Origin of the sequence: Acidovorax sp. (genome assembly GCF_016783915.1) — a bacterium.
Classification (GTDB): Bacteria; Pseudomonadota; Gammaproteobacteria; order Burkholderiales; family Burkholderiaceae_C; genus Acidovorax.
Genome location: NZ_JADHVT010000061.1, coordinates 1 through 24246, shown reverse-complemented (window position 1 = coordinate 24246; position 24246 = coordinate 1). Strand labels below are relative to the sequence as shown.

At 62.1% G+C, this 24246-nt stretch carries 25 protein-coding genes and 1 tRNA gene; 15 read left to right on the top strand and 11 right to left on the bottom strand.

Going from position 1 to position 24246, the window contains the following annotated elements; genetic code table 11:
- Nucleotides 1–292: 292 nt before the first annotated feature.
- Nucleotides 293–571 (bottom strand): hypothetical protein, encoded by a 279-nt coding sequence (locus ISS20_RS12945; RefSeq protein WP_291437185.1) that lies wholly within the window; start codon nucleotides 569–571, stop codon nucleotides 293–295.
- Between the two features lie 72 nt (nucleotides 572–643).
- On the opposite strand from ISS20_RS12945, the gene hemA reads away from it, so the two are divergent.
- The 6 genes from hemA (at nucleotide 644) to ISS20_RS12915 (ending at nucleotide 7155) form a co-directional block, all read left to right on the top strand.
- Nucleotides 644–1975: a glutamyl-tRNA reductase gene (gene hemA / locus ISS20_RS12940; RefSeq protein ID WP_056060348.1), complete on the top strand. Its 1332-nt coding sequence runs from the start codon at nucleotides 644–646 to the stop codon at nucleotides 1973–1975.
- Between the two features lie 113 nt (nucleotides 1976–2088).
- On the top strand, nucleotides 2089–3177 hold the full coding sequence (prfA, locus tag ISS20_RS12935; RefSeq protein ID WP_291437183.1) for a peptide chain release factor 1: 1089 nt from the start codon (nucleotides 2089–2091) through the stop codon (nucleotides 3175–3177).
- Between the two features lie 72 nt (nucleotides 3178–3249).
- Nucleotides 3250–4095: a peptide chain release factor N(5)-glutamine methyltransferase gene (gene prmC, locus ISS20_RS12930; protein WP_291437181.1), complete on the top strand. Its 846-nt coding sequence runs from the start codon at nucleotides 3250–3252 to the stop codon at nucleotides 4093–4095.
- A gap of 60 nt (nucleotides 4096–4155) precedes the next feature.
- Nucleotides 4156–4479, top strand: a complete 324-nt coding sequence (gene grxD, locus ISS20_RS12925; protein ID WP_056060339.1) for a Grx4 family monothiol glutaredoxin — start codon at nucleotides 4156–4158, stop codon at nucleotides 4477–4479.
- 156 nt (nucleotides 4480–4635) lie between these two features.
- Nucleotides 4636–5643, top strand: a complete 1008-nt coding sequence (locus ISS20_RS12920; RefSeq protein ID WP_291437179.1) for an AAA family ATPase — start codon at nucleotides 4636–4638, stop codon at nucleotides 5641–5643.
- A gap of 171 nt (nucleotides 5644–5814) precedes the next feature.
- Entirely contained in the window at nucleotides 5815–7155 is a 1341-nt protein-coding gene (locus ISS20_RS12915) for a hemolysin family protein (RefSeq protein WP_291437177.1), read from the top strand.
- A gap of 316 nt (nucleotides 7156–7471) precedes the next feature.
- Here ISS20_RS12915 and ISS20_RS12910 read toward each other — a convergent pair whose 3' ends face one another.
- The gene (locus tag ISS20_RS12910; protein ID WP_291437175.1) at nucleotides 7472–8179 is read right to left on the bottom strand and encodes a lytic transglycosylase domain-containing protein; all 708 of its coding nucleotides are present in this window, start codon (nucleotides 8177–8179) and stop codon (nucleotides 7472–7474) included.
- Nucleotides 8176–9918: a proline--tRNA ligase gene (locus ISS20_RS12905; protein WP_291437173.1), complete on the bottom strand. Its 1743-nt coding sequence runs from the start codon at nucleotides 9916–9918 to the stop codon at nucleotides 8176–8178. Before ISS20_RS12905 ends, ISS20_RS12910 begins: the two co-directional genes overlap by 4 nt.
- 93 nt (nucleotides 9919–10011) lie before the next feature.
- Here ISS20_RS12905 and ISS20_RS12900 point away from each other — a divergent pair, with 93 nt between their 5' ends.
- Nucleotides 10012–10689, top strand: coding sequence for an RNA pyrophosphohydrolase (locus ISS20_RS12900; protein ID WP_056060325.1), 678 nt, complete (start codon nucleotides 10012–10014; stop codon nucleotides 10687–10689).
- Between the two features lie 119 nt (nucleotides 10690–10808).
- On the opposite strand, the gene proB is transcribed toward ISS20_RS12900, so the two are convergent.
- The 4 genes from proB to rplU all read right to left on the bottom strand — a co-directional run bounded on the left by proB (nucleotide 10809) and on the right by rplU (nucleotide 13866).
- Nucleotides 10809–11951 (bottom strand): glutamate 5-kinase, encoded by a 1143-nt coding sequence (gene proB / locus ISS20_RS12895; RefSeq protein ID WP_291437170.1) that lies wholly within the window; start codon nucleotides 11949–11951, stop codon nucleotides 10809–10811.
- A gap of 89 nt (nucleotides 11952–12040) precedes the next feature.
- Entirely contained in the window at nucleotides 12041–13111 is a 1071-nt protein-coding gene (cgtA, locus tag ISS20_RS12890) for an Obg family GTPase CgtA (protein ID WP_291437168.1), read from the bottom strand.
- Nucleotides 13112–13281: 170 nt separating this feature from the next.
- On the bottom strand, nucleotides 13282–13539 hold the full coding sequence (gene rpmA, locus ISS20_RS12885) for a 50S ribosomal protein L27 (RefSeq protein WP_005794180.1): 258 nt from the start codon (nucleotides 13537–13539) through the stop codon (nucleotides 13282–13284).
- A gap of 15 nt (nucleotides 13540–13554) precedes the next feature.
- The gene (gene rplU, locus ISS20_RS12880) at nucleotides 13555–13866 is read right to left on the bottom strand and encodes a 50S ribosomal protein L21 (protein ID WP_005794184.1); all 312 of its coding nucleotides are present in this window, start codon (nucleotides 13864–13866) and stop codon (nucleotides 13555–13557) included.
- 235 nt (nucleotides 13867–14101) lie between these two features.
- Here rplU and ISS20_RS12875 point away from each other — a divergent pair, with 235 nt between their 5' ends.
- From ISS20_RS12875 to ISS20_RS12840, 8 genes are all read left to right on the top strand, one after another.
- Nucleotides 14102–15031 carry a polyprenyl synthetase family protein gene (locus ISS20_RS12875; protein WP_291437161.1) on the top strand — a complete coding sequence of 310 codons (930 nt, stop codon included), beginning with the start codon at nucleotides 14102–14104 and terminating at the stop codon, nucleotides 15029–15031.
- 40 nt (nucleotides 15032–15071) lie between these two features.
- A tRNA-Pro gene (locus ISS20_RS12870) sits at nucleotides 15072–15148 on the top strand.
- Nucleotides 15149–15283: 135 nt separating this feature from the next.
- On the top strand, nucleotides 15284–17023 hold the full coding sequence (pilB, locus tag ISS20_RS12865; protein ID WP_291437159.1) for a type IV-A pilus assembly ATPase PilB: 1740 nt from the start codon (nucleotides 15284–15286) through the stop codon (nucleotides 17021–17023).
- 20 nt (nucleotides 17024–17043) lie between these two features.
- Nucleotides 17044–18264: a type II secretion system F family protein gene (locus ISS20_RS12860; protein ID WP_291437157.1), complete on the top strand. Its 1221-nt coding sequence runs from the start codon at nucleotides 17044–17046 to the stop codon at nucleotides 18262–18264.
- Complete coding sequence (locus tag ISS20_RS12855; protein WP_291437155.1) at nucleotides 18264–19136, top strand: A24 family peptidase; 873 nt, start codon at nucleotides 18264–18266, stop codon at nucleotides 19134–19136. The genes ISS20_RS12860 and ISS20_RS12855 overlap by 1 nt, the downstream gene beginning before the upstream one ends.
- Nucleotides 19137–19145: 9 nt before the next feature.
- On the top strand, nucleotides 19146–19766 hold the full coding sequence (coaE, locus tag ISS20_RS12850) for a dephospho-CoA kinase (protein WP_291437153.1): 621 nt from the start codon (nucleotides 19146–19148) through the stop codon (nucleotides 19764–19766).
- 85 nt (nucleotides 19767–19851) lie between these two features.
- Complete coding sequence (gene zapD / locus ISS20_RS12845; protein ID WP_291437151.1) at nucleotides 19852–20607, top strand: cell division protein ZapD; 756 nt, start codon at nucleotides 19852–19854, stop codon at nucleotides 20605–20607.
- 86 nt (nucleotides 20608–20693) lie between these two features.
- Nucleotides 20694–20912: a DNA gyrase inhibitor YacG gene (locus ISS20_RS12840; protein ID WP_291437150.1), complete on the top strand. Its 219-nt coding sequence runs from the start codon at nucleotides 20694–20696 to the stop codon at nucleotides 20910–20912.
- 121 nt (nucleotides 20913–21033) lie between these two features.
- On the opposite strand, the gene ISS20_RS12835 is transcribed toward ISS20_RS12840, so the two are convergent.
- The 4 genes from ISS20_RS12835 to ISS20_RS12820 all read right to left on the bottom strand — a co-directional run.
- A complete protein-coding gene (locus ISS20_RS12835; RefSeq protein ID WP_291437147.1) occupies nucleotides 21034–21504 on the bottom strand; it encodes an NUDIX domain-containing protein in 471 nt (156 codons plus the stop codon).
- Nucleotides 21482–22354 (bottom strand): ATP-binding protein, encoded by an 873-nt coding sequence (locus tag ISS20_RS12830; RefSeq protein WP_056060299.1) that lies wholly within the window; start codon nucleotides 22352–22354, stop codon nucleotides 21482–21484. Before ISS20_RS12830 ends, ISS20_RS12835 begins: the two co-directional genes overlap by 23 nt.
- Nucleotides 22355–22416: 62 nt before the next feature.
- On the bottom strand, nucleotides 22417–23646 hold the full coding sequence (gene argJ / locus ISS20_RS12825; protein ID WP_291437145.1) for a bifunctional glutamate N-acetyltransferase/amino-acid acetyltransferase ArgJ: 1230 nt from the start codon (nucleotides 23644–23646) through the stop codon (nucleotides 22417–22419).
- Between the two features lie 96 nt (nucleotides 23647–23742).
- A partial coding sequence (locus tag ISS20_RS12820) for an SEC-C metal-binding domain-containing protein (RefSeq protein ID WP_291437143.1) occupies nucleotides 23743–24246 on the bottom strand: 504 nt, incomplete at its 5' end.

Here is a 24246-nt window from a genome sequence, read left to right as displayed (position 1 = left end):
CCCGCCGGCGGGGAAGCCCACCACGATACGGATGGGCTTGGACGGAAACGCCTGCGCATGCACGGCGGCAGCCAAGGCCAGGCCTGCGGCCAGGGTGATGCAGGTACGCAGCAGCTTCATGGGGTTGTCTCCAGCATTGGTTGTGGGTATGAGGGATGCTTGCCACTTCCGTCGGCGCGGGCCATGGCGGCTGCATGGGAAGATGCAAAGAGGCTATCAGACCCCAGGGCGCAACAGCCCTCCAGAGCACCTCTCGCAAACCCTCAAAACACGTGACGGCTTGCTGAAAGCTTCAAGCCTTCCAGCCCCGCACCAGCACCCACTGGCAAGTGGCGCAGGCCACCACCAGCGCGGCATAGGTGAGCATCTTGCCGTCACGTCCCCACAGCACCAGCCCTGCCGCGAGCACCGCCACCCCCACGGCAAACAGAATCGCCCACCGCAGCCACACAGACATTGCAGAGGCACTGCGCGAGCCCACCAGACGGCCCGAAAGCACCAACACCAGCGCCACGGCGGCAGCGGGTGCGACAAAGTTGAGGAGGTGGTTGACGATGTCCAGCGGACCCATGGAATTGACCCAAATCAAGGCTTGAACAAGCAAGGCCGCCTGTTCGGGCCAACAATTTTATAATTGCGGCTTATGGCAGTCTGGGCCCTCGGCATCAACCACACCACCGCGCCGCTCGATCTGCGCGGCCGGTTTGCGTTTGCGCTCGATCAGATCGCCCCCACGCTGCACGGTTTGCGCCAGTCGTTGGGCAACTCTGGCGGCGCTGCCAGCCGCCACCCCGGGGTGGAAACCGCCATCATCTCCACCTGCAATCGCACCGAAATTTACTGTGCCGGCGACCAGCCCGCAGTGGACCACACGCTGGGCTGGCTGGCCCACAGCGGCGGCGTGAGCCCCGCGCTGCTGCGCTCGCACTCCTACACGCTGGAAGACAGTCTCGTCGCACGCCACGCCTTCCGCGTGGCCAGCGGGCTCGATTCCATGGTGCTGGGCGAGGCCCAGATCCTGGGCCAGATGAAAGACGCGGTGCGCGCCGCCGAGACGGCCGGCGCTTTAGGCACCACGCTCAACCAGCTGTTCCAGCGCAGCTTTGCCGTGGCCAAGGAGGTGCGCACCAGCACCGAGATCGGCGCACACAGCATCAGCATGGCAGCCGCCGCCGTGCGCCTGGCCAGCCAGCTGTTTGAAGACCTCTCCAAGATCCGCGTGCTGTTCGTCGGCGCGGGCGAGATGATCGAGCTGTGCGCCACGCACTTCGCCGCCAAGAACCCGAAGCAGATCGCCATTGCCAACCGCACGCTGGAACGCGGCGAAAAGCTCGCCACCCGCTTTGGCGGCGAGGTAATGCGCCTGGCCGACCTGCCCGAGCGCCTGCACGAGTTCGACGCCGTCATCAGCTGCACCGCCAGCAGCCTGCCCATCATCGGCCTGGGTGCCGTGGAGCGCGCCCTCAAGAAGCGCCGCCACCGCCCCATGTTCATGGTCGATCTTGCCGTGCCGCGCGACATCGAGCCCGAGGTCAAGGCCCTGGGCGACGTGTACCTCTACACCGTGGACGACCTGGCCACCGTGGTGCAAACCGCGCAGGCCAACCGCCAGGCCGCCGTGGCGCAGGCCGAGGCCATCATCGACGCGGGCGTGCAAAGCTTCATGCACTGGATGGAGCTGCGCAGCCCCGCAGCCGCCGAGGGTGGCGTGGTGCCGCTGATCCAGCAGCTCAACGCCCAGACGGACGAATGGCGCGCGCTGGAAATCGCCCGCGCCAAGAAGCTGCTGGCCAAGGGCGAGGACGTGGACGCCGTGCTCGAAGCCCTGTCGCGCGGCCTCACACAGAAAATGCTGCACGGCACCCTGGCCGAGCTGCGCGCGGGCGACGCCGAGATGCGAGCCCAGACGGCCCAGACCGTCTCGCGCCTGTTCCTGCGCTCGCAAAGCAAGACCCCCCACAACAACGGCCTGTAGCGGCGCTCGCCCGCTCCACAGCCGTTCCGATTTGAGCCAAATCGGCCTCAGGCGCATGATTTACATGCGCCACCAGCTACCCAATCTGTAGCAAATCATTTTTCCAGAATTCCATGAAACCCTTTCTCCGAAGCCAGCTGGAGCGCTACGCACAGCGCCTGGGCGAACTCAACTTCCTGCTCTCGCGCGAAGACATCATGAGCGACATGGCGCAGTACCGGCGCATCTCCGTCGAGCATGCCGAGGTCACGCAGGTCGCCGGCCGCTACGCCCGCTACCAGCAGCGCGAGGCCGACCTGGCGGGTGCGCGCGAGATGCTGGCCGACCCCGACATGGCCGAGATGGCACAGGAAGAAATCACCAGTGCCGAGGCCGAGCTGCTGCAACTGGAAGACGAACTGCAGCGCCTGCTTTTACCGAAGGACCCCGACGACGCGCGCAACGCGTTTGTGGAAATCCGTGCGGGCACGGGTGGTGACGAATCCGCCCTGTTCGCAGGCGACCTCACCCGCATGTACACCCGCTACGCCGCCAACGTGGGCTGGAAGGTGGAGGTGGTGAGCGAGAACGCGGCCGAGCTCGGCGGCTACAAGGAAATCGTGCTGCGCATAGAGGGTGACCATGTTTACGGAGCTCTCAAGTTCGAATCCGGTGGCCACCGCGTGCAGCGCGTGCCCGCCACCGAAACCCAGGGCCGCATCCACACCAGCGCCTGCACCGTGGCCGTGATGCCCGAGCCCGACGAGCACGAGGCCATCAAGCTCAACCCGGCAGACCTGCGCATCGACACCTTTCGCGCCAGCGGCGCCGGTGGCCAGCACATCAACAAGACCGACTCGGCCGTGCGCGTGGTGCACTTGCCCACCGGCATCGTGGCCGAATGCCAGGACGGCCGCAGCCAGCACAGCAACAAGGCCAAGGCGCTGCAGGTACTGCAGGCGCGCATCCAGGAGAAAGAGCGCAGCGAACGCGCCGCCAAGGAGGCCGCGCTGCGCAAGGGCCTGATCGGCAGCGGCGACCGCAGCGACCGCATCCGCACCTACAACTTTCCGCAGGGGCGCCTGACTGACCACCGCATCAACCTCACGCTGTACAAGCTGCTGGCCGTGATGGAAGGCGACCTGGGCGATGTGCTGCAGGCCCTGCAGCATGCCCGCGAGGCCGAGCAGCTGGAAGAGCTGGAGATGGGCGCCACCGGGTGAGCCAAGCAAGAATTTGAGACAAATTGGCTGGTAGCGCTAGATTCATATGCCTGAACAGCTATCAAAACAATAGTGAACTACACCACCTCTCCCACCCTCGCCCAGGCTTTGGCGCAAGCCCACACCCTGGGCCTGGCGCGTATCGACGCGCAACTGCTGCTGCTGCACGCCGTGGGTCGGCCTGATGCAGGCCGCGCCTGGCTGCTGGCGCACGATACCGACGCACTGGACGAGACCACACACACCCAGTTCATTGCCCTGTGCCAGCGCCGCGTGGCGGGCGAGCCCGTGGCCTACCTCACCGGCCGCAAGGAGTTCTACGGCCTGCCGCTGCAGGTGGACGCGCGCGTGCTGGACCCGCGCCCCGACACCGAAACCCTGGTGGACTGGGCGCTGGAGGTGATCGCCCCGCTGGCATCGCCCCGCGTGGTGGACCTGGGCACCGGCAGCGGTGCCATTGCCCTGGCGCTGCAAAGTCAGCGCACCGACGCCCAGGTGCTGGCGGTAGATGCCAGTGCCGATGCCCTGGCTGTAGCGCAGGCCAACGCTGAGCGACTGGGCCTGCCCGTGCAGTTTCAGCAGGCCAACTGGCTGATGGGAGTGGAGGGGCCATTCGACGCCATCGTCTCCAACCCGCCCTACATCGCCAGCGCCGACCCGCACCTGGCCGCGCTGACGCACGAGCCCCTGCAAGCCCTGGCCAGCGGCGCGGACGGCCTCGAAGACATCCGCGCCATCGTCTCCCAGGCGCCCACCCACCTGCGGCCGGGCGGCTGGCTGCTGCTGGAGCATGGCTACGACCAGGCAGACGCCGTGCAGGCACTGCTTGCCGCCCAGGGCTTTGTGCGGGTACAAAGCCGCAATGACCTTGCCGACATCGCACGCTGCACAGGCGGGCAATGGCCGACAGTGAAATAATCCCTCCATCGCGGGCCCTCAGCATCCATTCGCCCGCAGCCTCTTTCAAGGAGTTTTCCCATGAGCGACACCCAACAACGCATCGACGGCCTCGTCAAATCCAGCGACATCCTTCTGTTCATGAAGGGCAGCGCCAGCTTCCCCATGTGTGGCTTCTCCGGCCGCGCCATCCAGATCCTCAAGGCCTGTGGCGTAGACCCGAAGAGCGTGGTCACCGTCAACGTGCTCGAAGACGACGAAATTCGCCAGGGCATCAAGGAATACAGCAACTGGCCCACGATCCCGCAGCTGTATGTGAAGGGCGAGTTCATCGGCGGCTCGGACATCATGATGGAGATGTATGAGTCGGGCGAACTCAAGCAAGTGCTGGGCACCGAGGGCTGATCGACGAGCCCTTTGCCTCACCCTTCATCAGGCCGCCTTCGGGCGGCCTTTTTGCTTGCCCGCAACAGAGGCACCAATCAGGGGCTTTTCCGATAGAGCAGCGGGCATGTTGTGTGCTTGAATGGTTGCGTGACGTAACCCTCACAGGAGCATGCAATGACCAGCCATAGCCTTGTTCCCCAGCCACCCGCCCTGCGCTTGCCGGTGGCTCAGATGCGTAACGTGTTCCACCCCGGCGATGTCGAGCGCAAGCTCGCACGGCTGCAGGAGTCCGGCAACCAGCGCGAATACGAAACCCTGCGCACCGTGTACGAACGCATGCTGGAGCGTGGCCCAGAGCGCTTTCAGGTCAAGCCCTCGGGCATTCCCGACATGGCCAGCCTGTACGAGCAGTTGCCCAACTTCACCGAGGTGCTGAACGATGTGAAGCGCCACGTGGCGCTGGCGCAGGACAGCAGCGATGGCCTGGAGGTCACACCCATGCTGCTGCTGGGCCCACCCGGCATCGGCAAGACCCACTTCGCGCGCCACCTGGCCGAGCTGCTGGGCACGGGCATGAACCTGCTGCCCATGAGTTCCATGACCGCAGGCTGGCTGCTGTCGGGCTCGTCGGCCCAATGGAAAGGGGCACGCCCCGGCAAGGTGTTCGAGGCGCTGGTGGAGGGCGAATATGCCAACCCGGTCATCGTGGTGGACGAGATCGACAAGGCCAGCAGCGATGCACAGTACGACCCGCTGGGCGCGCTGTACAGCTTGCTGGAGTACGACACGGCCCAGAGCTTTACCGACGAGTTTGCGGAGGTGGCCATCGACGCCAGCCAGGTGATCTGGATCACCACCGCCAACGACACGCGCGGCATCCCCGACCCCATCCTGAACCGCATGAACGTGTTCGAGGTGGAGGCGCCCACGCTGGAGCAGGCGCGCACCATCGCCCGCAACCTGTACCAGGGCATCCGCGCAGGGCACGACTGGGGCCGCCTGCTGGACCCGGAGCCGATGGACGACGTGCTGGACCACCTGGCGCAGATGCCGCCGCGCGAAATGCGCCGGGCGCTGATGACGGGCTTTGGAAATGCGCGGCTGGACCGCCGATCCACCGTGGAGATTGCTGACCTGCCCAAGGTGGCGTCAGGGCGTAGCCGCATCGGCTTCGTGCAATAACAAGGCACCGGCCGCCAGTCCTGCGCTCGCCCGCAGGACTGGCCTTCGGGGCCCCACCCCCTAAGGCCAACCAGGCCCCCCGATGAGTGCACACATGGGATAGGTGCCTGCGGAACGCGCAGATACACTCAGTCATCCGGTGTGCCGCAGCGCCACGCTCCGTCGCCATTCATGACCCTCTCCCAAAGCCTCTTTGTCATCGGGCTGCTGATTGCAGCCAGCGCCTTTTTCTCCATGGCCGAGATCTCGCTCGCCGCAGCGCGCCGCCTGCGCCTGCGGCAGATGGCCGACGAAGGGGATGCCAGGGCGGACCAGGTGCTGCGCATGCAGGAGCAGCCGGGCGACTACTTCACGGTGGTGCAGGTGGGGCAGAACGCCGTGGCCATCCTGGGCGGTATCGTGGGCGAAGGTGCGCTGAGCCCCCACTTCACCACGCTGTTCGGCCTGTGGCTGTCGGAATCAGCCGCGCAGAAGGCGGGCTTTCTCGCCTCGTTCCTGGTCATCACCTCCCTTTTCATCCTGTTTGCCGACCTGTTCCCCAAGCGCCTGGGCATGGCCGAGCCCGAGCGGCTGGTGGTGCGGCTGGCGCAGCCCATGGCCTGGTGCATGGCGCTGTTGCGCCCTGTGGTGTGGTTCTACAGCCGGGGGGCGGATGCCCTGTTCCGGGTGCTGGGCATGTCATCGCTGCGGGACGACCGCATCACCTCGGACGACATCCTGGCGATGATGGAAGCGGGTGCGCGTGCCGGTGTGCTGGCCGCCCGCGAGCAGCAGGTCATCACCAATGTGTTCGAGCTGGACACGCGCATGGTGTCCAGCGCCATGTCGCCGCGCGACCGTGTGGCCTTCTTCTTGCGCGACGAGCCGGACTCCGTGATCCGCCTGCGCATTGCGGCCGAGCCTTTCTCAACCTACCCCGTGTGCGAGGGCGATATCGACCATGTGGTGGGCTATGTGGATGCCAAGGACCTGTTCCAGCGCGTGCTGAACAACCAGCCCATTTCGCTGGCCGATGACAGCCTGGTGCGCAAGGTGTTGATCGTCCCAGACCGGCTCACGCTGTCGGAGGTGCTGGAGCAGTTCCGCCAGGTGCACGAAGACTTTGCTGTCATCGTCAATGAATACAGCTTGGTGGTGGGCGTGGTCACCCTGAACGATGTGATGAGCACCGTGATGGGGGACCTGGTGGGCCCGGCGGACGAAGAGCAGATTGTGCGGCGCGATGAAAACTCGTGGCTCATCGACGGCGTCACACCGGTCGAGGACGTGTTGCGCGCACTGTCGCTGGACGAGCTGCCCCACACGGGCGACTACGAAACCCTGGCCGGGTTCCTGATGGTGATGCTGCGGCGCGTACCCCGCCGTACTGACAGCGTGAGCTGGGGTGGCTACAAGTTCGAGGTGCTGGACGTGGACAGCTACCGCGTCGACCAGGTCATGGTCTCCAGGCTGGGCGGGGCCACTGGTGGCGCCGCTCCGACCCCCTCAGCACCATCGGGAACCGGTGTTTAGTGACTCCGGGCCACTTGCGCCCGTGTGACGGCCGCCCAAATCGCGCCAAGAGCCTGTTCACGATATCCCAGGGGTCGCGCAGCCGTCTTTGCGGGATGGTGTGCAAGGTGCGGGGTGCAGCCAATAGCCTGGCTATTGGCAAGCGCCGCAACGCCGCAGACCGCCCGCAAAGACCGCTGCCCGAAGGGTTGGAGCGCAATCGGGTGATTGGACGCACTGGCTGCTTGCATGGGCATAAGCCCATGCGGCGCACCCGAAACATTCACTTATCCCGATGGCGCTCCAACGCGATCCCCTGTGATATCGTGAACAGGCTCTAAGCAGCAGGCGACTGCGGCCGGTCGGCAAACAGCCACTTGCGCTGAGCACCAAAGACGGCGTCTGGATACGGCGACCGGCCCCGGCTACCGTTGTAGCGGCCAAGCGCCATGAACAAATCGCCCTGCTCCCGGTCGATGTAGTGGCGCAGGATGACGCAGCCAAAACGCAGGTTGGTCTGCATGTGAAACAGCTTGCCCGCGTCACCATCACCAATCACGCGCGTCCAGAAGGGCATCACCTGCATGTAGCCCCGCGCCCCGACGCTGGACACGGCAAATTTACGGAACCCACTTTCTACCTGGATCAGCCCGAGCACCAGGGACACATCCAGCCCCGCGCGCTTGGACTCGTACCAGACGGTCTGAAGGAAGTCGCGGCGCACCTCCAGGTCCGGTTTGCGGGGGCGCAAGCGATCACTTTGCGTGCCCAGCCACCGCAGGTAGTGCAGGCGCGCCTCGGTGGTGAAAAACTCGGGCTCGGGCGGTGCCTGGTTGGCAATGGCAGAGCTAAGCGCGGTGCGCACCGAGTCCATCAGGGGCTCCTCCAGCTGCCCGCCAGCATGCGCCACCTGCGGAGCACCCAGCCAGGCGGCGGGCGCTGCCAGCGAAGCCAGCGACACCAGGCTGCCGCGCCGCGACAGCCCCACAGGGCCGCCCGAGGCCGCGGCCGACGGAGCGATGGAGGAGGCGCCGCACATGCTCATACGACCATGCGGCCCTTCACATGGGCCAGGATGTCCGCTACGGCGACCTTGGTGGCGGCAGCGTCACGGCGGTGCTGGTACTCGACCACACCTTCCTTCAGGCTCTTGTCGCCAATGGTCACACGGTGCGGCACGCCAATCAGCTCCCAGTCGGCAAACATGGCACCGGGGCGCTCGCCACGGTCGTCCAAGATCACGTCTACACCCGATGCCAGCAGGTCGGCATAGAGCTGCTCGGCCGTGGCCTTGACGGCCTCGCTGCGGTCCATGCCCACAGGACAGACCACCACCGTGAACGGTGCAATGGCGTCCGGCCAGATGATGCCGCGCTCGTCGTGGTTTTGTTCGATGGCGGCGGCGGGCAGGCGCGTCACGCCAATGCCATAGCAGCCCATCTCGAAGAATGCAGGCTTGCCGTCGTCGCCCAGGAACGTTGCGTTCATGCCCTTGCTGTACTTGGTGCCCAGGTAGAACACGTGGCCCACCTCAATGCCGCGCTCAATCGCCAGCTCGCCCTTGCCGTCGGGCGAGCGGTCGCCCGCCACCACATTGCGCAGATCGGCCACGGCGTCGGGCTCGGGCAGGTCGCGGCCCCAGTTCACGCCGGTGATGTGGAAGTCCACCTCATTGGCGCCGCAGATCCAGTCAGCCATCAGGGCGACTTCGCGGTCGGCCACGATCTTCAAAGGCTTCTTCAGGCCGATGGGACCCAGGTAACCGGGCTTGCAGCCGAAATGGTCTTCGATTTCGCCCACCGTGGCAAAACGGAAACCCGCCAGCCCCGGCACCTTGCCCACCTTGATCTCGTTCATGTCATGGTCGCCGCGCAGCAGCAGCAGCCAGACCTGGGTCTTGACGATCTCGCCGGCTTCGTTGGTTTCGTCTGTGGCCAGGACCAGCGACTTCACGGTGGTCGCCAGTGGCACGCCGAGCAGCTCTGCCACGTCGGCACAGGTGCTCTTGCCCGGGGTGGCCGTCTTGGTCAGCGCCTGGGTGGCCGCACCACGTGGACCGGCGGGGGCCAGCGCTTCGGCCTTTTCCATGTTCGCTGCGTAATCGCTCTCTGGGCAGTAGACGATGGCGTCTTCGCCCGTGGCGGCGATCACCTGGAACTCTTCGGAGAGGTCGCCACCAATGGCGCCACTGTCGGCCGCCACGGCACGGTAGGTCAGGCCAAAGCGGTCAAAAATGCGGCGGTAAGCCTGCGCCATGACCTGGTAGCTGGCCTTAGCCGAGGCTTGGTCGCGGTCGAAGCTATAAGCATCCTTCATGATGAACTCGCGGCCGCGCATGAGGCCGAAGCGCGGACGGCGCTCGTCGCGGAACTTGGTCTGGATCTGGTAGAAGTTCTTCGGCAGTTGCTTGTAGCTCTTAAGCTCCTGGCGGGCGATGTCAGTGATCACTTCTTCGCTGGTCGGCTGCACCACAAAGTCGCGTCCATGGCGATCCTGGATGCGCAGCAGCTCGGGGCCCATTTTGTCAAAACGCCCAGTCTCCTGCCACAGCTCCGCAGGCTGCACCACAGGCATGGTCAGCTCTACAGCACCGGCGCGGTTCATCTCTTCGCGCACGATGGCTTCCACCTTGCGGATCACCCTCAGCCCCAGCGGCATGTAGTTATAGATGCCAGCGCCCAGCTTCTTGATCAGCCCCGCCCGCGTCATGAGTTTGTGGCTGACCACTTCGGCATCCGCCGGAGCTTCCTTGAGGGTGGAAATAAAGAATTGGGAGGCTTTCATCGGAAATCGATTGCAGGCAGAACGGGGCAGTCCACTTGCTGCGCGCTAGGCGCCGTGCATAATGGACACAGTTTAAAAATTTGGGGTTTGATTATGCTTGACCGGGACGGCTTTCGGCCGAACGTCGGCATCATCCTGCTCAACCAGAAAAACCAGGTGTTTTGGGGCAAGCGCATACGCACCCACAGCTGGCAGTTTCCGCAGGGTGGCATTGACCGGGGCGAAACCCCCGAGCAGGCCATGTTCCGCGAGCTGCATGAGGAGGTGGGATTATTGCCCAACCACGTTCGCGTGGTGGCCCGCACCCGGGACTGGTTGCGCTATGAGGTGCCTGACCGGTACATCCGCCGCGACGCTCGCGGCCACTACAAGGGCCAGAAGCAGATCTGGTACTTGCTGCAATTGATGGGGCACGACTGGGATTTGAACCTGCGCGCCACCAACCACCCGGAATTCGACGCTTGGCGGTGGAACGATTACTGGGTTCCGCTGGATGTGGTGGTGGAGTTCAAACGCGGCGTTTACGAGATGGCACTGACCGAATTGGCGCGTTATCTCCCACGCCACGAGCAGCGCAACCGCTATTTGCGCAGCGGTCTGCGCACCCGCGAGGGTGAACATGCGGGCGTGGCCAACATGTTCCGTACGGGCTCCATGCTCGTCAACCCTGGCATGGAACTCCCTCCCGGCGCCAGTTTTGATCCCGATCCGCAAAACAGCATGCCGGGAGAACTCGACGGAATGCCTTCGGTATCGGATACCCCTCGCTGAACGATTGTCAGCCCCACAAAAAACGCCTGCATTCGCAGGCGTTTTTTGTTTCTACTTACGGTTAGCTCGACCCAGTGGCTGCATGTGCGCATGCCTTACCGAAGTCCGCTAGGCGAGACCTAGGCCCCCTGCGCTAGGACGAGGTTGTCGCGGTGGACCATTTCCGGCTCAGCCATGTAGCCCAGCAGTTTTTCAAATTCTGTCGATGGTTTGCGACACAAAAGACGCGCTTCTGCCGCAGCATAGTTGGCCAAACCCCGCGCAATCTCGGCCCCGGACCCGTCGCGCACTGCAATCACATCACCGCGCGAGAAATCTCCTTCCACTGCGGTCATGCCGATGGGCAGCAGGCTTTTGCCTTCGTCGCGCACCTTGGCCGCAGCCCCTGCGTCCACCACCACAGAGCCGCGCAGCTGCAAATGGTCCGCCATCCACTGCTTGCGGGCCTGCTTTTTCTGTGTCTGAGCGACCAACAGAGTACCCAATGCCTCACCGCCCACGAGGCGAACCAACACGTCGGCCTCGCGCCCCCAGGCGATCACGGTCGATGCGCCGGAGCCTGCAGCACGCTTGGCCGCCAGGATCTTGGTGATCATGCCGCCCTTACCAATGCTGGAGCCCGCGCCGCCCGCCATCGCCTCCAGAGCAAGATCCCCCGCCTTGGCCTCGTGCACAAACTGCGCAGACGGATCACGGCGTGGGTCGGCGGTATAGAGCCCCTTCTGGTCCGTGAGGATGATCAGTGCGTCGGCTTCCACGAGGTTGGCCACCAGCGCACCCAGCGTGTCGTTATCGCCAAACTTGATCTCGTCATTGACCACGGTGTCGTTCTCATTGATCACCGGCACCACGCCCAGGCGCAGCAACGTGAGCAAGGTGGAACGGGCATTGAGATAACGCTCGCGGTCCGCCAGGTCGGCATGGGTGAGCAGCACCTGCGCACTGCCCATGCCTTGCTCGCGCAGCTTGGTTTCGTACATCTGCGCCAGCCCCATCTGCCCCACTGCAGCGGCCGCCTGCAGCTCGTGGATCTCCTGGGGCCGCGTGGTCCAACCCAGGCGTTTCATGCCTTCGGCAATGGCACCGCTGGACACCATCACCACCTCACGCGGAGCCCCCCCGTCGCCGCGTACCAGTGCGGCCAGCTGGCGGCTCCACTCACCGATGGCGGTTTCATCCAGTCCACGTCCCTCGTTGGTCACAAGACTGGAGCCCACCTTCACCACGATGCGGCGGGCATCTCTCAATACGCTGGAAACCATTTTGATGTCTTTGATGCCGATAGCGCTACTGTTTCGTGCCCGAGTAGCTATTAAAAATATAGCAACAACTGTGATCCGAGCCCAACACGTCAGGCGGGTGTGTCGCCGGCAAACCGGGGATCCACCTCTACTGGCTCGTTCTCCGTGCGCTGCTCGGACTGCACATGGCGGAAGATGGCGTGTATCAGTGGCTCACAGCCCTCGCGCGTGAGCGCAGAGATCTCAAACACCGGCCCCTTCCACTTGAAGCGCTTCACAAAATCCTTCACACGCGCCTCACGCTCATCAGCAGGGACCATGTCCAGCTTGTTCAACACCAACCAGCGCGGCTTGTTGTAAAGCTGACTGTCGTATTTCTTGAGCTCGTTCACGATGGCCTTGGCCTGAGCGACTGGATCCACAGCATCGTCAAACGGCGCCAGGTCCACGATGTGCAACAGCAAACGCGTGCGCTGCAGATGGCGCAGGAACTGGTGGCCCAAGCCCGCGCCTTCAGAGGCACCCTCGATCAGCCCAGGGATATCAGCCACCACGAAGCTTTGCTCGGGCCCCACCCGCACGACGCCCAGGTTGGGGTGTAGTGTGGTGAACGGGTAGTCCGCAATCTTTGGCCGCGCATTGGAAACTGCCGTGATGAAGGTGGACTTGCCCGCATTGGGCATGCCGAGCAGACCCACATCGGCCAGCACCTTCAGCTCCAGCTTCAAGTTCTTTTTCTCGCCAGGCCAGCCCGGTGTTTTCTGACGCGGAGCCCGGTTGATTGCGCTCTTGAAACGCATGTTGCCAAAGCCGCCGTCACCGCCTTTGGCGATGGTGATAACCTCGCCCGGGGTCAGCAGCTCATACAGCACCTCGCCCGTCTCGGCGTCGGTGATGATGGTGCCGACCGGCATCTTGAGCGTAATGTCTGTACCCGCAGCACCGAACATGTCGGAGCCCATGCCGTGCTCACCCCGTTTGGCCTCGTGGCGGCGGGAGTAACGATAGTCCACCAGGGTATTCAGGTTGGGGTCGGCCACAGCGAATACATGCCCCCCACGCCCACCGTCACCACCATTGGGGCCGCCGAATTCCTTGTATTTTTCGTGCCGGAACGACACGCAGCCATTGCCACCATCACCAGCGGCAATGTCAATAAAGGCTTCATCGACGAACTTCATGGGGTATCCAGTTTACAAAAGGGACCGTACCGTCGGCTGGCGATCGATTGTGGCGGAAGAGCGAGGTGCATTCCAGACACTACAGATCGAAAGCGCATCAGCTACGCGTACAGACCAAACAACAAAGCCCCGGCAAAGCGGGGCTTCGATGGTTGCCGGAGGAGCAATCCTCAGGCGGGAGTCACATTGACCGTGGACTTGGACAATGCGCCCTTGGTGCCGAACGACACGTGGCCGTCCACCAAGGCAAACAAGGTGTGATCCTTGCCCACGCCGACGTTGGTGCCGGGGTGGAAACGCGTGCCACGTTGGCGCACGATGATCGAGCCAGCGCTGATCAGTTCACCGCCGAAGGCCTTGACACCCAGCATCTTTGGCTTGGAGTCACGCCCGTTTCGCGTAGAGCCGCCGCCTTTTTTCTGTGCCATGACTAGCTCCTTCGATTAAGCAGCAATCGCACCGATTTGCAGCTCAGTGAACTGCTGGCGATGGCCTTGGCGTTTTTGATAGTGCTTGCGACGGCGCATCTTGAAGATGTGCACTTTGTCGTGCTTGCCGTGGGCCACGACAGTGGCTTTCACGGTTGCGCCGGACACCAGGGGCGTACCAACCTTCAGTTCAGCGCCGTTGCCGACAGCCAAAACTTGGTCGATCACAATTTCCTGGCCTACGTCCGCAGCAATCTGTTCTACTTTAATTTTTTCGCCGGAAGCAACGCGATACTGCTTGCCGCCGGTTTTTATGACCGCGTACATGTTGACCTCTTGATATGAGTTCTGCAGACGAATTTCCGCAGAGCCCGCGAGTATAGCGCATCTAGCATCACTCCGCCAGCCTCGTGTGCATCAGTCAATCCAGCGTGATCAGCACGCCACCGCCATCGTCGGCCCTGTAGCGGGCCTTCCTATAATTCGGGCACTTTCTGTGACCACCATCTTGACTGACCATACCGCCCCCGCAGCTTCCCCCCTCACGCTCGTTGCACAAGACATGCACGAGGTCGACAAGGTCATCGGTCAGCGCCTGACATCCAGCGTCCCCTTGGTGGCCCAGATCTCTCAGTACATCATTGCCGCCGGTGGCAAGCGCCTTCGCCCTGCCCTGCTGCTGATGGTGTGTGGCGCCCTGGGCTACCGTGGCACACATCGGCACAGCTTGGCCGCAGTGGTCGAGTTGATCCACACAGCAACACTGCTGCATGATGATGTGGTGGATGCATCCACCCTGCGCCGCGGCCGCCCCACGGCCAACGAAACCTTTGGCAACCCTGCCAGCGTCCTTGTGGGCGACTTTCTGCACACTCGCTCGTTCCAGATGATGGTCGAGGCGGGAAGCATGCGCATCATGGAAATCCTCTCCGAGGCCACAAATGTGATTGCAGAGGGTGAAGTGCTACAGCTCATGAACATGCACGATGCCTCACTGGATGAGGCAGGCTATCTGCGCGTCATCCGGTCCAAAACGGCCAAACTGTTCGAAGCCAGCGCCCGCCTCGGCGCCATTCTGGCCAACAGCCCCCCCGAAGTGGAAGAGGCATGCGCAACTTACGGCCAGGCACTGGGTACCGCATTCCAGATCATCGACGACGTGCTGGACTACGACGGCGACACCGCGGAGATGGGCAAAAATCTGGGAGACGACTTGCGCGAAGGCAAATCCACACTCCCCCTGATCGCCGCCATGGAACGAGGCAGCCCCAGCCAGGCGGAAATCGTTCGCAGAGCCATAGAACAAGGTTCGACAGAACAATTGGCAGAAATCGTGAGCATCGTCCGCTCGACCGGAGCCTTGGATATCACCCGCGCCGCAGCCTTTGCTGAAGCGCACCGCGCCATGGCTGCTGCCCGCCTATTACCCGCAAATGCCTACTCGGAGGGTTTGCTAGAATTAGCCGCACAACTGCTTGCGCGGCGGAATTGAAAGATGCACTAGATTCGTTCACGAATGCTATTGCAAGCTGCGGGGTGTAGCTTAGCCTGGTAGAGCGCTACGTTCGGGACGTAGAGGCCGGAGGTTCGAATCCTCTCACCCCGACCATATATCGCAGTATGGTCACCTACCAAAATCCCACCCGTTTGTGGCGCCGTTGCCAATAAGCGCCGCTGTACCGCCCATGGTTGATCGGTGATGATAGGATGGTTTCTTTTCCACACCTAACACATTTCCGGTTACATGGCCGCTGTTGATACTGCCCTCAAAGAAGCCTCTGCAGTAGCCCTGCCCGGGCTTGGCCGCGCCTTGATGTCTGCGGGCAAACTGACCCAAAAGTCGGCTGAAGACATTTACAAAAAATCACAAATAAGCCGAACCAGTTTCATTGCCGAATTGACAGGCTCTGGGGCTGTTTCTGCAGCGGATCTGGCGCACACGGTGTCTGCAGTTTTTGGCGCACCATTGCTTGACTTAGACGCCATTGATCCTTTACGCCTGCCCAAGGAATTGCTGGACAACAAGATATGCCAGGCGTATCGCGTGGTGGTCCTGAGCAAGCGCAACAACCGGCTGATCGTCGCAACGGCCGACCCAACCGACCAGGAAGCTGCTGAGAAAATCAAATTCACAACCCAAATGGGTGTGGATTGGATTATTGCGGAATACGACAAACTAAGCCGACTGGTAGAAGCCACAACCAAATCCACCAGCGAATCCATGGATACACTGGTGAGTGGTGGGGGAGACTTCGCTTTTGATGACGTTGCAATTGAAGATGCGCCTGAAGAAGCGGACACAGGAACAACAGAAGTAGAAGATGCGCCTATCGTCAAGTTCCTGCACAAAATGCTGCTTGACGCCTTCAATATGCGCGCCTCTGATTTGCATTTTGAGCCTTACGAACACCAATACCGCGTTCGGTTCCGTATTGACGGAGAACTGCGCGAAATAGCTTCCCCGCCGATTGCCATCAAAGACAAGCTCGCGTCCCGTATCAAGGTGATTTCACGCCTGGATATTTCCGAGAAGCGCGTTCCCCAAGACGGTCGCATGAAGCTCAAGGTGGGGCCGGATCGCGTGATCGATTTTCGGGTCAGCACTTTGCCGACCCTGTTTGGCGAAAAAATCGTGATCCGTATTTTGGACCCGAGCAGCGCCAAGCTCGGGATCGATGCGCTTGGCTATGAACCCGTGGAGAAGGAACGCTTGCTCCAGGCGATTGGTCGCCCTTATGGAATGATTTTGGTGACGGGCCCTACAGGCTCTGGTAAGACCGTGTCCTTGTACACATGTCTGAATCTACTGAACAAACCGGGCGTCAATATCGCGACAGCCGAAGACCCTTCTGAAATCAATTTGCCTGGCGTCAACCAAGTGAACGTCAATGAAAAGGCAGGTCTGACCTTTGCAGTGGCCCTGAAGTCGTTTCTGCGTCAGGATCCGGACATCATCATGGTCGGGGAAATCCGAGATCTGGAGACTGCAGATATCTCCATCAAGGCGGCGCAAACGGGTCACTTGGTGCTTTCCACCCTGCACACGAATGATGCCCCCACAACGCTCACGCGGATGCGCAACATGGGCATTGCGCCGTTCAACATTGCATCCAGCGTGATTCTCATAACCGCACAGCGGTTGGCGCGTCGGCTGTGCCCCGTGTGCAAAGCTCCCGCAGATATTCCCCATGAGGCTTTGGTGGATGCGGGATACGAGGAGCACGAGATCGACGGCTCATGGGTGACCTACCGCCCCGTAGGATGCTCGGCCTGCAACAACGGCTACAAAGGACGACTCGGTATCTATCAGGTAATGCCTATTTCCGAGGAAATCCAGCGCATCATCCTGCGCGACGGGAGCGCACTGGAGATTGCAGAGCAGGCGCGCGCCGAGGGTGTCCGTTCACTGCGCGAATCCGGGCTCTACAAAGCCAAATTGGGCCTCACTTCCCTTGAGGAAGTTCTGGCCGTCACCAACGAATAGCATCCACGGACGAGGGCACCATGGCGACCGCAGCATCAACCAAAGATATCAAGGATTTTGTCTTCGAGTGGGAAGGCAAGGACCGCAACGGAAAGATCGTTCGAGGCGAAATCCGTGCTGTCGGAGAAAACCAAGTGCAGGCGACTTTGCGTCGCCAAGGGGTTTTCCCCACAAAAATCGAGAAGCGCCGCATGCGCTCGGGCAAAAAAATCAGGCCCAAGGATATTGCGCTGTTTACCCGCCAGCTGGCGACCATGATGAAGGCCGGCGTACCGCTGTTGCAGGCCTTCGACATTGTGGGTCGAGGCAATACTAATGCCAGCGTTACCAAGCTGCTCAATGACGTCCGGTCCGATATCGAGACAGGGACATCGCTCAACGGAGCTTTCAGAAAGTACCCGATGTACTTTGACAGTCTCTACTGCAACCTAGTAGAGGCGGGCGAGGCTGCGGGTATTTTGGAGGCCCTGCTGGATCGGTTGGCCACATACATGGAGAAAACCGAGGCGATCAAATCGAAGATCAAGTCGGCCCTCATGTACCCCATTTCTGTGGTGATCGTGGCTTTCGTGGTGGTGACCGTCATCATGATTTTCGTCATTCCAGCGTTCAAGGAGGTCTTCACGTCTTTCGGTGCCGACCTCCCCGCCCCCACCTTGTTTGTGATGGCCATCAGCGAGGTATTTGTCAAATGGTGGTGGCTGATTTTTGGTGTCATCGGTGGAGGCTTCTACTTTTTCATGCAAGCATGGCGCCGCAGTGAAAAGGTACAGATGTTCATGGACCGGCTTCTGTTGCGGATTCCCGTGTTTGGCGCCTTGATCGACAAATCCTGTGTCGCACGCTGGACCCGGACGTTGTCCACCATGTTCGCGGCAGGTGTACCCCTGGTGGAGGCCCTCGATTCGGTAGGGGGAGCTGCGGGCAATTCGGTGTACTCCTTGGCCACTGACAAGATCCAGCAGGAAGTCTCTACAGGCACCAGCCTCACGGCGGCCATGGGCAATGCCAATATCTTCCCCTCCATGGTGTTGCAGATGTGCGCGATTGGCGAAGAATCCGGTTCTATCGACCACATGCTCGGTAAAGCTGCGGACTTTTATGAAGCCGAGGTGGATGACATGGTGGCCGGCCTGTCCAGCCTGATGGAGCCCATCATCATCGTGTTTCTGGGCACGCTCATCGGCGGTATCGTGGTATCCATGTACCTTCCCATCTTCAAGCTCGGTCAGGTTGTGTAATGGTGCTGGACGCGTGGTGGGACGCCGTTTTTGGCGGCGTGATTGGGTTGCTTTTCGGCAGTTTTCTGAATGTGGTGATTTACCGCCTTCCCAAAATGATGGAAAGGCAATGGGCGGCAGAACTCGCGCAAGTAGAGGCATCCAATCAGGGCAAAGAGCCGCCCGAGGACACGCAACCCGCCTTTAACCTCATGACGCCTCGGTCTCGCTGTCCAGCGTGCGGACACGTTGTGCGGTGGCACGAAAACATCCCGGTTTTGAGTTATCTGTTTTTGCGTGGGCGTTGCTCGTCCTGCAAAACGCGCATCAGCCTCCGCTACCCGCTGGTCGAGTTGGCGACGGGCGCACTTTTCTTTTTCTGCATCCACCGCTGGGGTGCAACGCCTGCGGGGTTGGCATGGTGCGGCTTTTCGGCAGCCCTGTTGGCTCTTGCGTTCATTGACTGGGACACCACACTATTGCCGGATGACATTACCTTGCCTTTGCTCTGGGCAGGGTTGCTGGCGTCGGCCATGCAATGGACGAACGTGCCGTTGTACGCTTCTGTCATGGGCGCTGCGGCAGGATACCTGTCGCTCTGGCTGGTGTACTGGGGGTTCAAGCTGGCGACCGGCAAGGAAGGCATGGGCTACGGCGACTTCAAGCTGTTTGCCGCGTTGGGCGCATGGTTTGGCTGGCAGGCGCTGGTGCCCATCATTTTGATGTCTTCCGTGATTGGCGCCATCATCGGGATCGCGATGAAAATTTTCAGCAGCTTGCGTGAGGGTGGCTACATTCCGTTCGGTCCCTTCTTGGTGGGCGCAGGGCTCACAGCGATGGTGTTTGGCCCCAACGCCATTCTGGGTACGGTGCTGGGGCTCCTGGGGCTCTGACGGACTCTCATGGCAACCTACCGACAGCCCTTGCGCCTGGGTCTGACCGGCGGCATTGGCAGCGGCAAGAGCACCGTAGGCCAGATGCTGGCGTCCTTCGGCGCAGCCCTCATAGATGCCGACCAGATCTCCAGGGAGGTGACTGGGCCAGGTGGTGCTGCCATGCCTGCCATTCAAAGTACCTTTGGCGACGCGTATGTCGATGCGTCGGGCGCACTGGATCGAGCGCGCATGCGGCAACTGGCCTTCAGCCAACCACTGGCGCGCAGCCAGCTGGAGGCCATCGTGCACCCGATGGTGGCCTTGCACAGCCAGCAACGGATTCAACAGGCCATACAGACTGGCGCCCGATTGATCGTGCAAGACATCCCACTGCTGGCGGAATCTGGGCGGTGGGCACGCCAGCTCGACACCGTCGTAGTGGTGGACTGCGCCGAGCAGACCCAGATCGAGCGGGTCATGCTGCGCAGCAGTCTGTCCGCAGACGCGGTACGGGGCATCATCGCTTCACAAGCATCGCGCACAGCGCGCAGGGCGGTGGCCGATGTGGTGATTGCCAACGATGCCCACTGCACACTAGAGCAACTGCAGGCCGAGGTGCGGCAAGTGGCCGCACTGTTCGGGCTATGATGCGAGCGAAACCGTTTGTGCTTTCACCCCATGCCGTGCGCCACCGGCGTCAGAATGCTCCCTGAGCCCCCAGGAACCCGCCAGCGTGATCCTTTACGAATACCCTTTTAACGAGCGTCTCAGAACCTATCTGCGGCTAGAGCAGTTGTTCCGCCGCTTGGGGGAATTGATCCCCCGCCCCCATGCACTGGACCACCATTTCGCCTTGGTGACGATTTTCGAGATCATGGATGTAGCCGCCCGGGCCGATCTGAAGTCGGATGTACTCAAGGACATCGAAAAACACAAGCACCAGCTCGACGCATACCGGGGCAACCCGTCCATTTCAGAAGCCGCATTGGATGCGGTGATCAGCCAGTTGGACCGGTGCTTTGTTGCACTCAACACCCAAAGCGGCAAGTCGGGCCATGCACTCACAGAGAACGACTGGCTGATGAGCATCCGTAGCCGCATCGGCATTCCGGGTGGCACCTGCGGTTTTGACCTGCCCGCCTACTACGCGTGGCAGCACCATGCCCCAGCAGTGCGACAGCAGGCACTGGAGGAATGGGCATCCACACTGGCGCCGCTCGCTGAGTCGATCTATGTGCTGCTCAAGCTGCTGCGCGACTCGGGCGTTCCGCAAAAGGTCGCCGCAGAGCGGGGGCAATTTCAGCAAAACCTGCCACAAGGCCGCACCTTTCAGCTGTTGCGGCTGCGCATAGACCCGGCACTGAACCTGATTCCGGAAATCAGTGGCAACCGCTTGATCGTCTCGGTACGGCTCATGCGGCTAGAAGGCGATGGGCGCCTGCACGCTTGCAACGAAGATGCGGCGTTTGAACTGACCCTCTGCGCTTAGGCTGCAGCAAGCCCAGAGACTGAATGGCACCGAGACCCGCAAAAAGGGCCGGGCCGCCCGACTTGAGCAAGAGGACCACATACAGGATGCCCCACTCCCCTGCCCCCATCTCGCAGGCGCGCATCGTCACCTGCCCCAGCTGCGGCGGAGATAGCGTGTACAGCCCCGCGAATGTGTACCGCCCGTTTTGCAGCGAGCGCTGCAAGCAGGTGGACTTGGGCGCCTGGGCCAGCGAGAGCTTTCGCATGCCTACCGAAGCACCTCCAGACGATGCCCCCCATGGCGACCCACGCCAGCAGCATTGAGTGTGATCTGCGGCGCGAATCGGGCATCATTGAGGCCAAACCCGACCTAGGTGGCTATCCTATATGCCTGAACAGCTACCAATTCAATAGCAAATCAGAATAGGCGCGGCCAGGGCAACCATCACTTCATCCCAGGCTGCTGACCACGCTCCTCGGCCAGCCATTGCAACACCGGGTAGGCACCAGGCAACACCGGAGACACCGTGATCGGCATCTGCTGCCAAGCCATGGCCTGGCCCTCACGCATTTCAAACTCGCCGGTCCATTCCCAGACCTTGCACCAGTGCAGCCGTACGAGCGCGTGAGGGTAGTCGTGCTCAGTCACTTTCCAGACGCTGGCCGGACCGATGGTCACGCCCAGCTCCTCGATCAGCTCGCGGCGCAGTGCCTGCTCCACGGTCTCGCCCGCCTCCAGCTTGCCGCCCGGGAACTCCCAATACCCCGCATAGGGCTTGCCCGGCGGGCGCGTGGACAGCAGCATCGCGCCGTCAGCACGCAGCAGGATGCCCACGGCCACTTCGGTGTGTTTGCGTTCGGCGATGGCTGGCGTGCCATTGGTAGCGAGATTTTCAGCCACCATGGCGCCCCGCATAGTCGCGCGCAAACTGGTACGCGACGCGGCCGCTGCGCGAGCCACGCTCCAGCGCCCAGACCAGGGCCTCAGGCCGCGCCTCCTCAATGGCCTGTGCGGGCACACCGAACGACGACAACCACTGCGCCACGATGGTCAGATACTCCTGCTGGCTGAACGGGTAGAAGCTGACCCACAGGCCAAAACGCTCCGACAGCGAAATCTTCTCCTCCACCACCTCGCCCGGGTGCACCTCGCCGTCTTCGGTGTGGGTGTACGTGAGGTTGTCGGCCATGTACTCCGGCAGCAGGTGGCGCCGGTTGCTGGTGGCGTAGATCAGCACGTTCGGCGTGGCGGCCGCCACCGAGCCGTCCAGGATCGACTTGAGCGCCTTGTAGCCTGGCTCGCCGTCCTCAAAACTCAGGTCATCGCAGAAGACGATGAATTTCTCGGGCCGGTCAGACACTACGTCCACAATGTCCGGCAGGTCGGTCAGGTCGGCCTTGTCCACCTCTATCAGGCGCAGGCCTTCGGCTGCGTAAGCGTTCAAGCAGGCCTTGATCAGCGACGACTTGCCGGTACCACGCGCACCGGTCAGCAGCACGTTGTTGGCGGGCTTGCCCTGCACAAACTGCTGCGTATTGCGCTCGATCTTTTCTTTCTGCGGATCGATTTCCTTGAGGTCTGCCAGCCGCATCGCCCCCACGTGGCGCACGGGTTCCAGCGTGCCATGCCCACTGCTGCGCTTGCGGTAGCGCCAGGCAATGGATGCGGACCAGTCAGGCGCTCCCAGCGGCTGGGGCAGCACCGACTCGATGCGGGCGATGAGCTGCTCCGCACGCTCGACCAAGCGTTCAAATTTTTCGTTCATTGTGGCGACATGCGCTAGTGGAATATGCCTCAAAAGCTATTACAAAGATAGCAAAACCCAACTCACGAGCGGTAGTCGGCGTTGATGGTCACGTACTCGTGGCTGAAGTCACAGGTCCACACCGTGTCCGCTGCGGCACCCCGGCCCAGCAGCACCCTCACGGTGATCTCGCTCTGTTTCATCACGCGCTGACCGTCTTCTTCTCGGTAGGCAGGGTTGCGCCCCCCCTGAATGGCCACATGCACGTCGTCCAGGTACAGGTCGATGCCGGTCTGGTCCAGGTCGTCAATGCCCGCATAGCCCACCGCCGCCAAGATGCGACCCAGGTTGGGGTCGCTGGCGAAAAAGGCCGTTTTGACCAGTGGCGAATGCGCAATGGCGTAGGCCACCTTGCGGCACTCATCGCCAGTCTTGCCGCCTTCGACCCGCACTGTGATGAACTTGGTCGCACCCTCGCCGTCCCGCACGATCGCCTGCGCCAGCTTTTGTGACACCGAGAGCATCGCAGCCTTGAGGGCCTGGCCGTCCGCGCTGTCGAGCGAGGTCACGGGCGCATGCGCTGCCTTGTTGGTGGCAACGACCACGAAAGAGTCATTCGTCGATGTGTCACCGTCAATGGTGACGCGATTGAAAGAGCCGTCAGCCAGATCACGCGCCAGTTGCTGCATGACGGCGGGCGCCACGCAAGCGTCCGTGGCCAGGAAGCCCAGCATGGTGGCCATGTTGGGGCGGATCATGCCCGCCCCCTTGCTGATACCCGTGATGGACACCGTGGCGCCACCGATCTGGACCTGCGCAGAGAACGCCTTGGGAAGCGTGTCGGTGGTCATGATGCCCTCGGCGGCACGTGCCCAATGGCCGGGCTGTGCATCGGCGATGGCAGCTGGCAAGCCGGCCTCGATGCGGTCGTTGGGCAGCGGTTCCATGATCACGCCGGTCGAGAACGGCAGGATCTGCTCCGGCGCCACGCTCAGGTGGCGTGCGAGCGCAATGCAGGTAGAGCGTGCGCGCGCCAGGCCGTCAGCCCCCGTACCCGCGTTGGCGTTGCCGGTGTTGATGACCATGGCGCGAATGGGCTGGCCGCTGCCCAGATGCTCGCGGCTGATCTGCACCGGCGCCGCGCAAAAGCGGTTCTGCGTGAACACGCCGGCCACGCTGGCACCTTCGTCCAGCAGGAACACGGTGAGGTCCTTGCGGTGGGCCTTGCGGACACCAGCTTCGGCAACACCGATGCGCACACCGGCGATGGGGTGCAGGTCGGCAGCAACGGGGGCGACTAGATTGACGGGCATGGAGGTCTTTCTCAAAAAACTGCGGCCGATTATCCGGAAAACCGTGGCGCGCCAATGAAAACACGGGCCGAAGCCCGTGTTGTTTGGATCAGTAAATCAAGCCAGTTTGCCGTGGCACTGCTTGTACTTCTTGCCGCTGCCACAAGGGCAGGGGTCGTTGCGGCCCACGCGCATACCTTCGGGCAGCGCTTGCTGGGCCACGGTCTGTGCATCTACCGTGGTCTCCACCTCGCCGGTTTCGGTGGGCGCGGTATAGGTCACGTTAGCAATGCTCTCGGCGCGCTGTTCCATGTCCTGCGCGGCCTGGTCGAGCTGCGCCTGCGACTGCACCTGCACGGTCATGAGGATCTTGGTGACCTCGTTCTTGACCTGGTCGATGAGCTGGCGGAACAGCTCGAAGGCCTCGCGCTTGTACTCCTGCTTGGGCTGCTTTTGCGCATAGCCGCGCAGATGGATGCCCTGGCGCAGGTAGTCAAGTGCGCTCAGGTGATCGCGCCAGTTGGAGTCAAAGTTCTGCAGCAGCACCACACGCTCAAACTGCGTGAAGTTTTCGCGGCCCACCTGCTCGACCTTGGCATTGAAGGCAGCGTGCGCGGCCTG

What these genes read in the sequence shown, in the direction of transcription:
- grxD (WP_056060339.1), top strand. Translation starts at nt 4,156, where the DNA reads ATGAGCGACACCCAACAACGCATCGACGGCCTCGTCAAATCCAGCGAC.
- prfA (WP_291437183.1), top strand. Translation starts at nt 2,089, where the DNA reads ATGAAACCCTTTCTCCGAAGCCAGCTGGAGCGCTACGCACAGCGCCTG.
- argJ (WP_291437145.1), bottom strand. Translation starts at nt 23,646, where the DNA reads ATGCCCGTCAATCTAGTCGCCCCCGTTGCTGCCGACCTGCACCCCATC.
- ISS20_RS12900 (WP_056060325.1), top strand. Translation starts at nt 10,012, where the DNA reads ATGCTTGACCGGGACGGCTTTCGGCCGAACGTCGGCATCATCCTGCTC.
- ISS20_RS12875 (WP_291437161.1), top strand. Translation starts at nt 14,102, where the DNA reads ATGCACGAGGTCGACAAGGTCATCGGTCAGCGCCTGACATCCAGCGTC.
- ISS20_RS12855 (WP_291437155.1), top strand. Translation starts at nt 18,264, where the DNA reads ATGGTGCTGGACGCGTGGTGGGACGCCGTTTTTGGCGGCGTGATTGGG.
- hemA (WP_056060348.1), top strand. Translation starts at nt 644, where the DNA reads ATGGCAGTCTGGGCCCTCGGCATCAACCACACCACCGCGCCGCTCGAT.
- ISS20_RS12830 (WP_056060299.1), bottom strand. Translation starts at nt 22,354, where the DNA reads ATGAACGAAAAATTTGAACGCTTGGTCGAGCGTGCGGAGCAGCTCATC.
- coaE (WP_291437153.1), top strand. Translation starts at nt 19,146, where the DNA reads ATGGCAACCTACCGACAGCCCTTGCGCCTGGGTCTGACCGGCGGCATT.
- ISS20_RS12835 (WP_291437147.1), bottom strand. Translation starts at nt 21,504, where the DNA reads ATGCGGGGCGCCATGGTGGCTGAAAATCTCGCTACCAATGGCACGCCA.
- ISS20_RS12945 (WP_291437185.1), bottom strand. Translation starts at nt 571, where the DNA reads ATGGGTCCGCTGGACATCGTCAACCACCTCCTCAACTTTGTCGCACCC.
- ISS20_RS12840 (WP_291437150.1), top strand. Translation starts at nt 20,694, where the DNA reads ATGCCCCACTCCCCTGCCCCCATCTCGCAGGCGCGCATCGTCACCTGC.
- ISS20_RS12905 (WP_291437173.1), bottom strand. Translation starts at nt 9,918, where the DNA reads ATGAAAGCCTCCCAATTCTTTATTTCCACCCTCAAGGAAGCTCCGGCG.
- ISS20_RS12920 (WP_291437179.1), top strand. Translation starts at nt 4,636, where the DNA reads ATGACCAGCCATAGCCTTGTTCCCCAGCCACCCGCCCTGCGCTTGCCG.
- pilB (WP_291437159.1), top strand. Translation starts at nt 15,284, where the DNA reads ATGGCCGCTGTTGATACTGCCCTCAAAGAAGCCTCTGCAGTAGCCCTG.
- ISS20_RS12910 (WP_291437175.1), bottom strand. Translation starts at nt 8,179, where the DNA reads ATGAGCATGTGCGGCGCCTCCTCCATCGCTCCGTCGGCCGCGGCCTCG.
- cgtA (WP_291437168.1), bottom strand. Translation starts at nt 13,111, where the DNA reads ATGAAGTTCGTCGATGAAGCCTTTATTGACATTGCCGCTGGTGATGGT.
- ISS20_RS12915 (WP_291437177.1), top strand. Translation starts at nt 5,815, where the DNA reads ATGACCCTCTCCCAAAGCCTCTTTGTCATCGGGCTGCTGATTGCAGCC.
- rplU (WP_005794184.1), bottom strand. Translation starts at nt 13,866, where the DNA reads ATGTACGCGGTCATAAAAACCGGCGGCAAGCAGTATCGCGTTGCTTCC.
- rpmA (WP_005794180.1), bottom strand. Translation starts at nt 13,539, where the DNA reads ATGGCACAGAAAAAAGGCGGCGGCTCTACGCGAAACGGGCGTGACTCC.
- ISS20_RS12860 (WP_291437157.1), top strand. Translation starts at nt 17,044, where the DNA reads ATGGCGACCGCAGCATCAACCAAAGATATCAAGGATTTTGTCTTCGAG.
- proB (WP_291437170.1), bottom strand. Translation starts at nt 11,951, where the DNA reads ATGGTTTCCAGCGTATTGAGAGATGCCCGCCGCATCGTGGTGAAGGTG.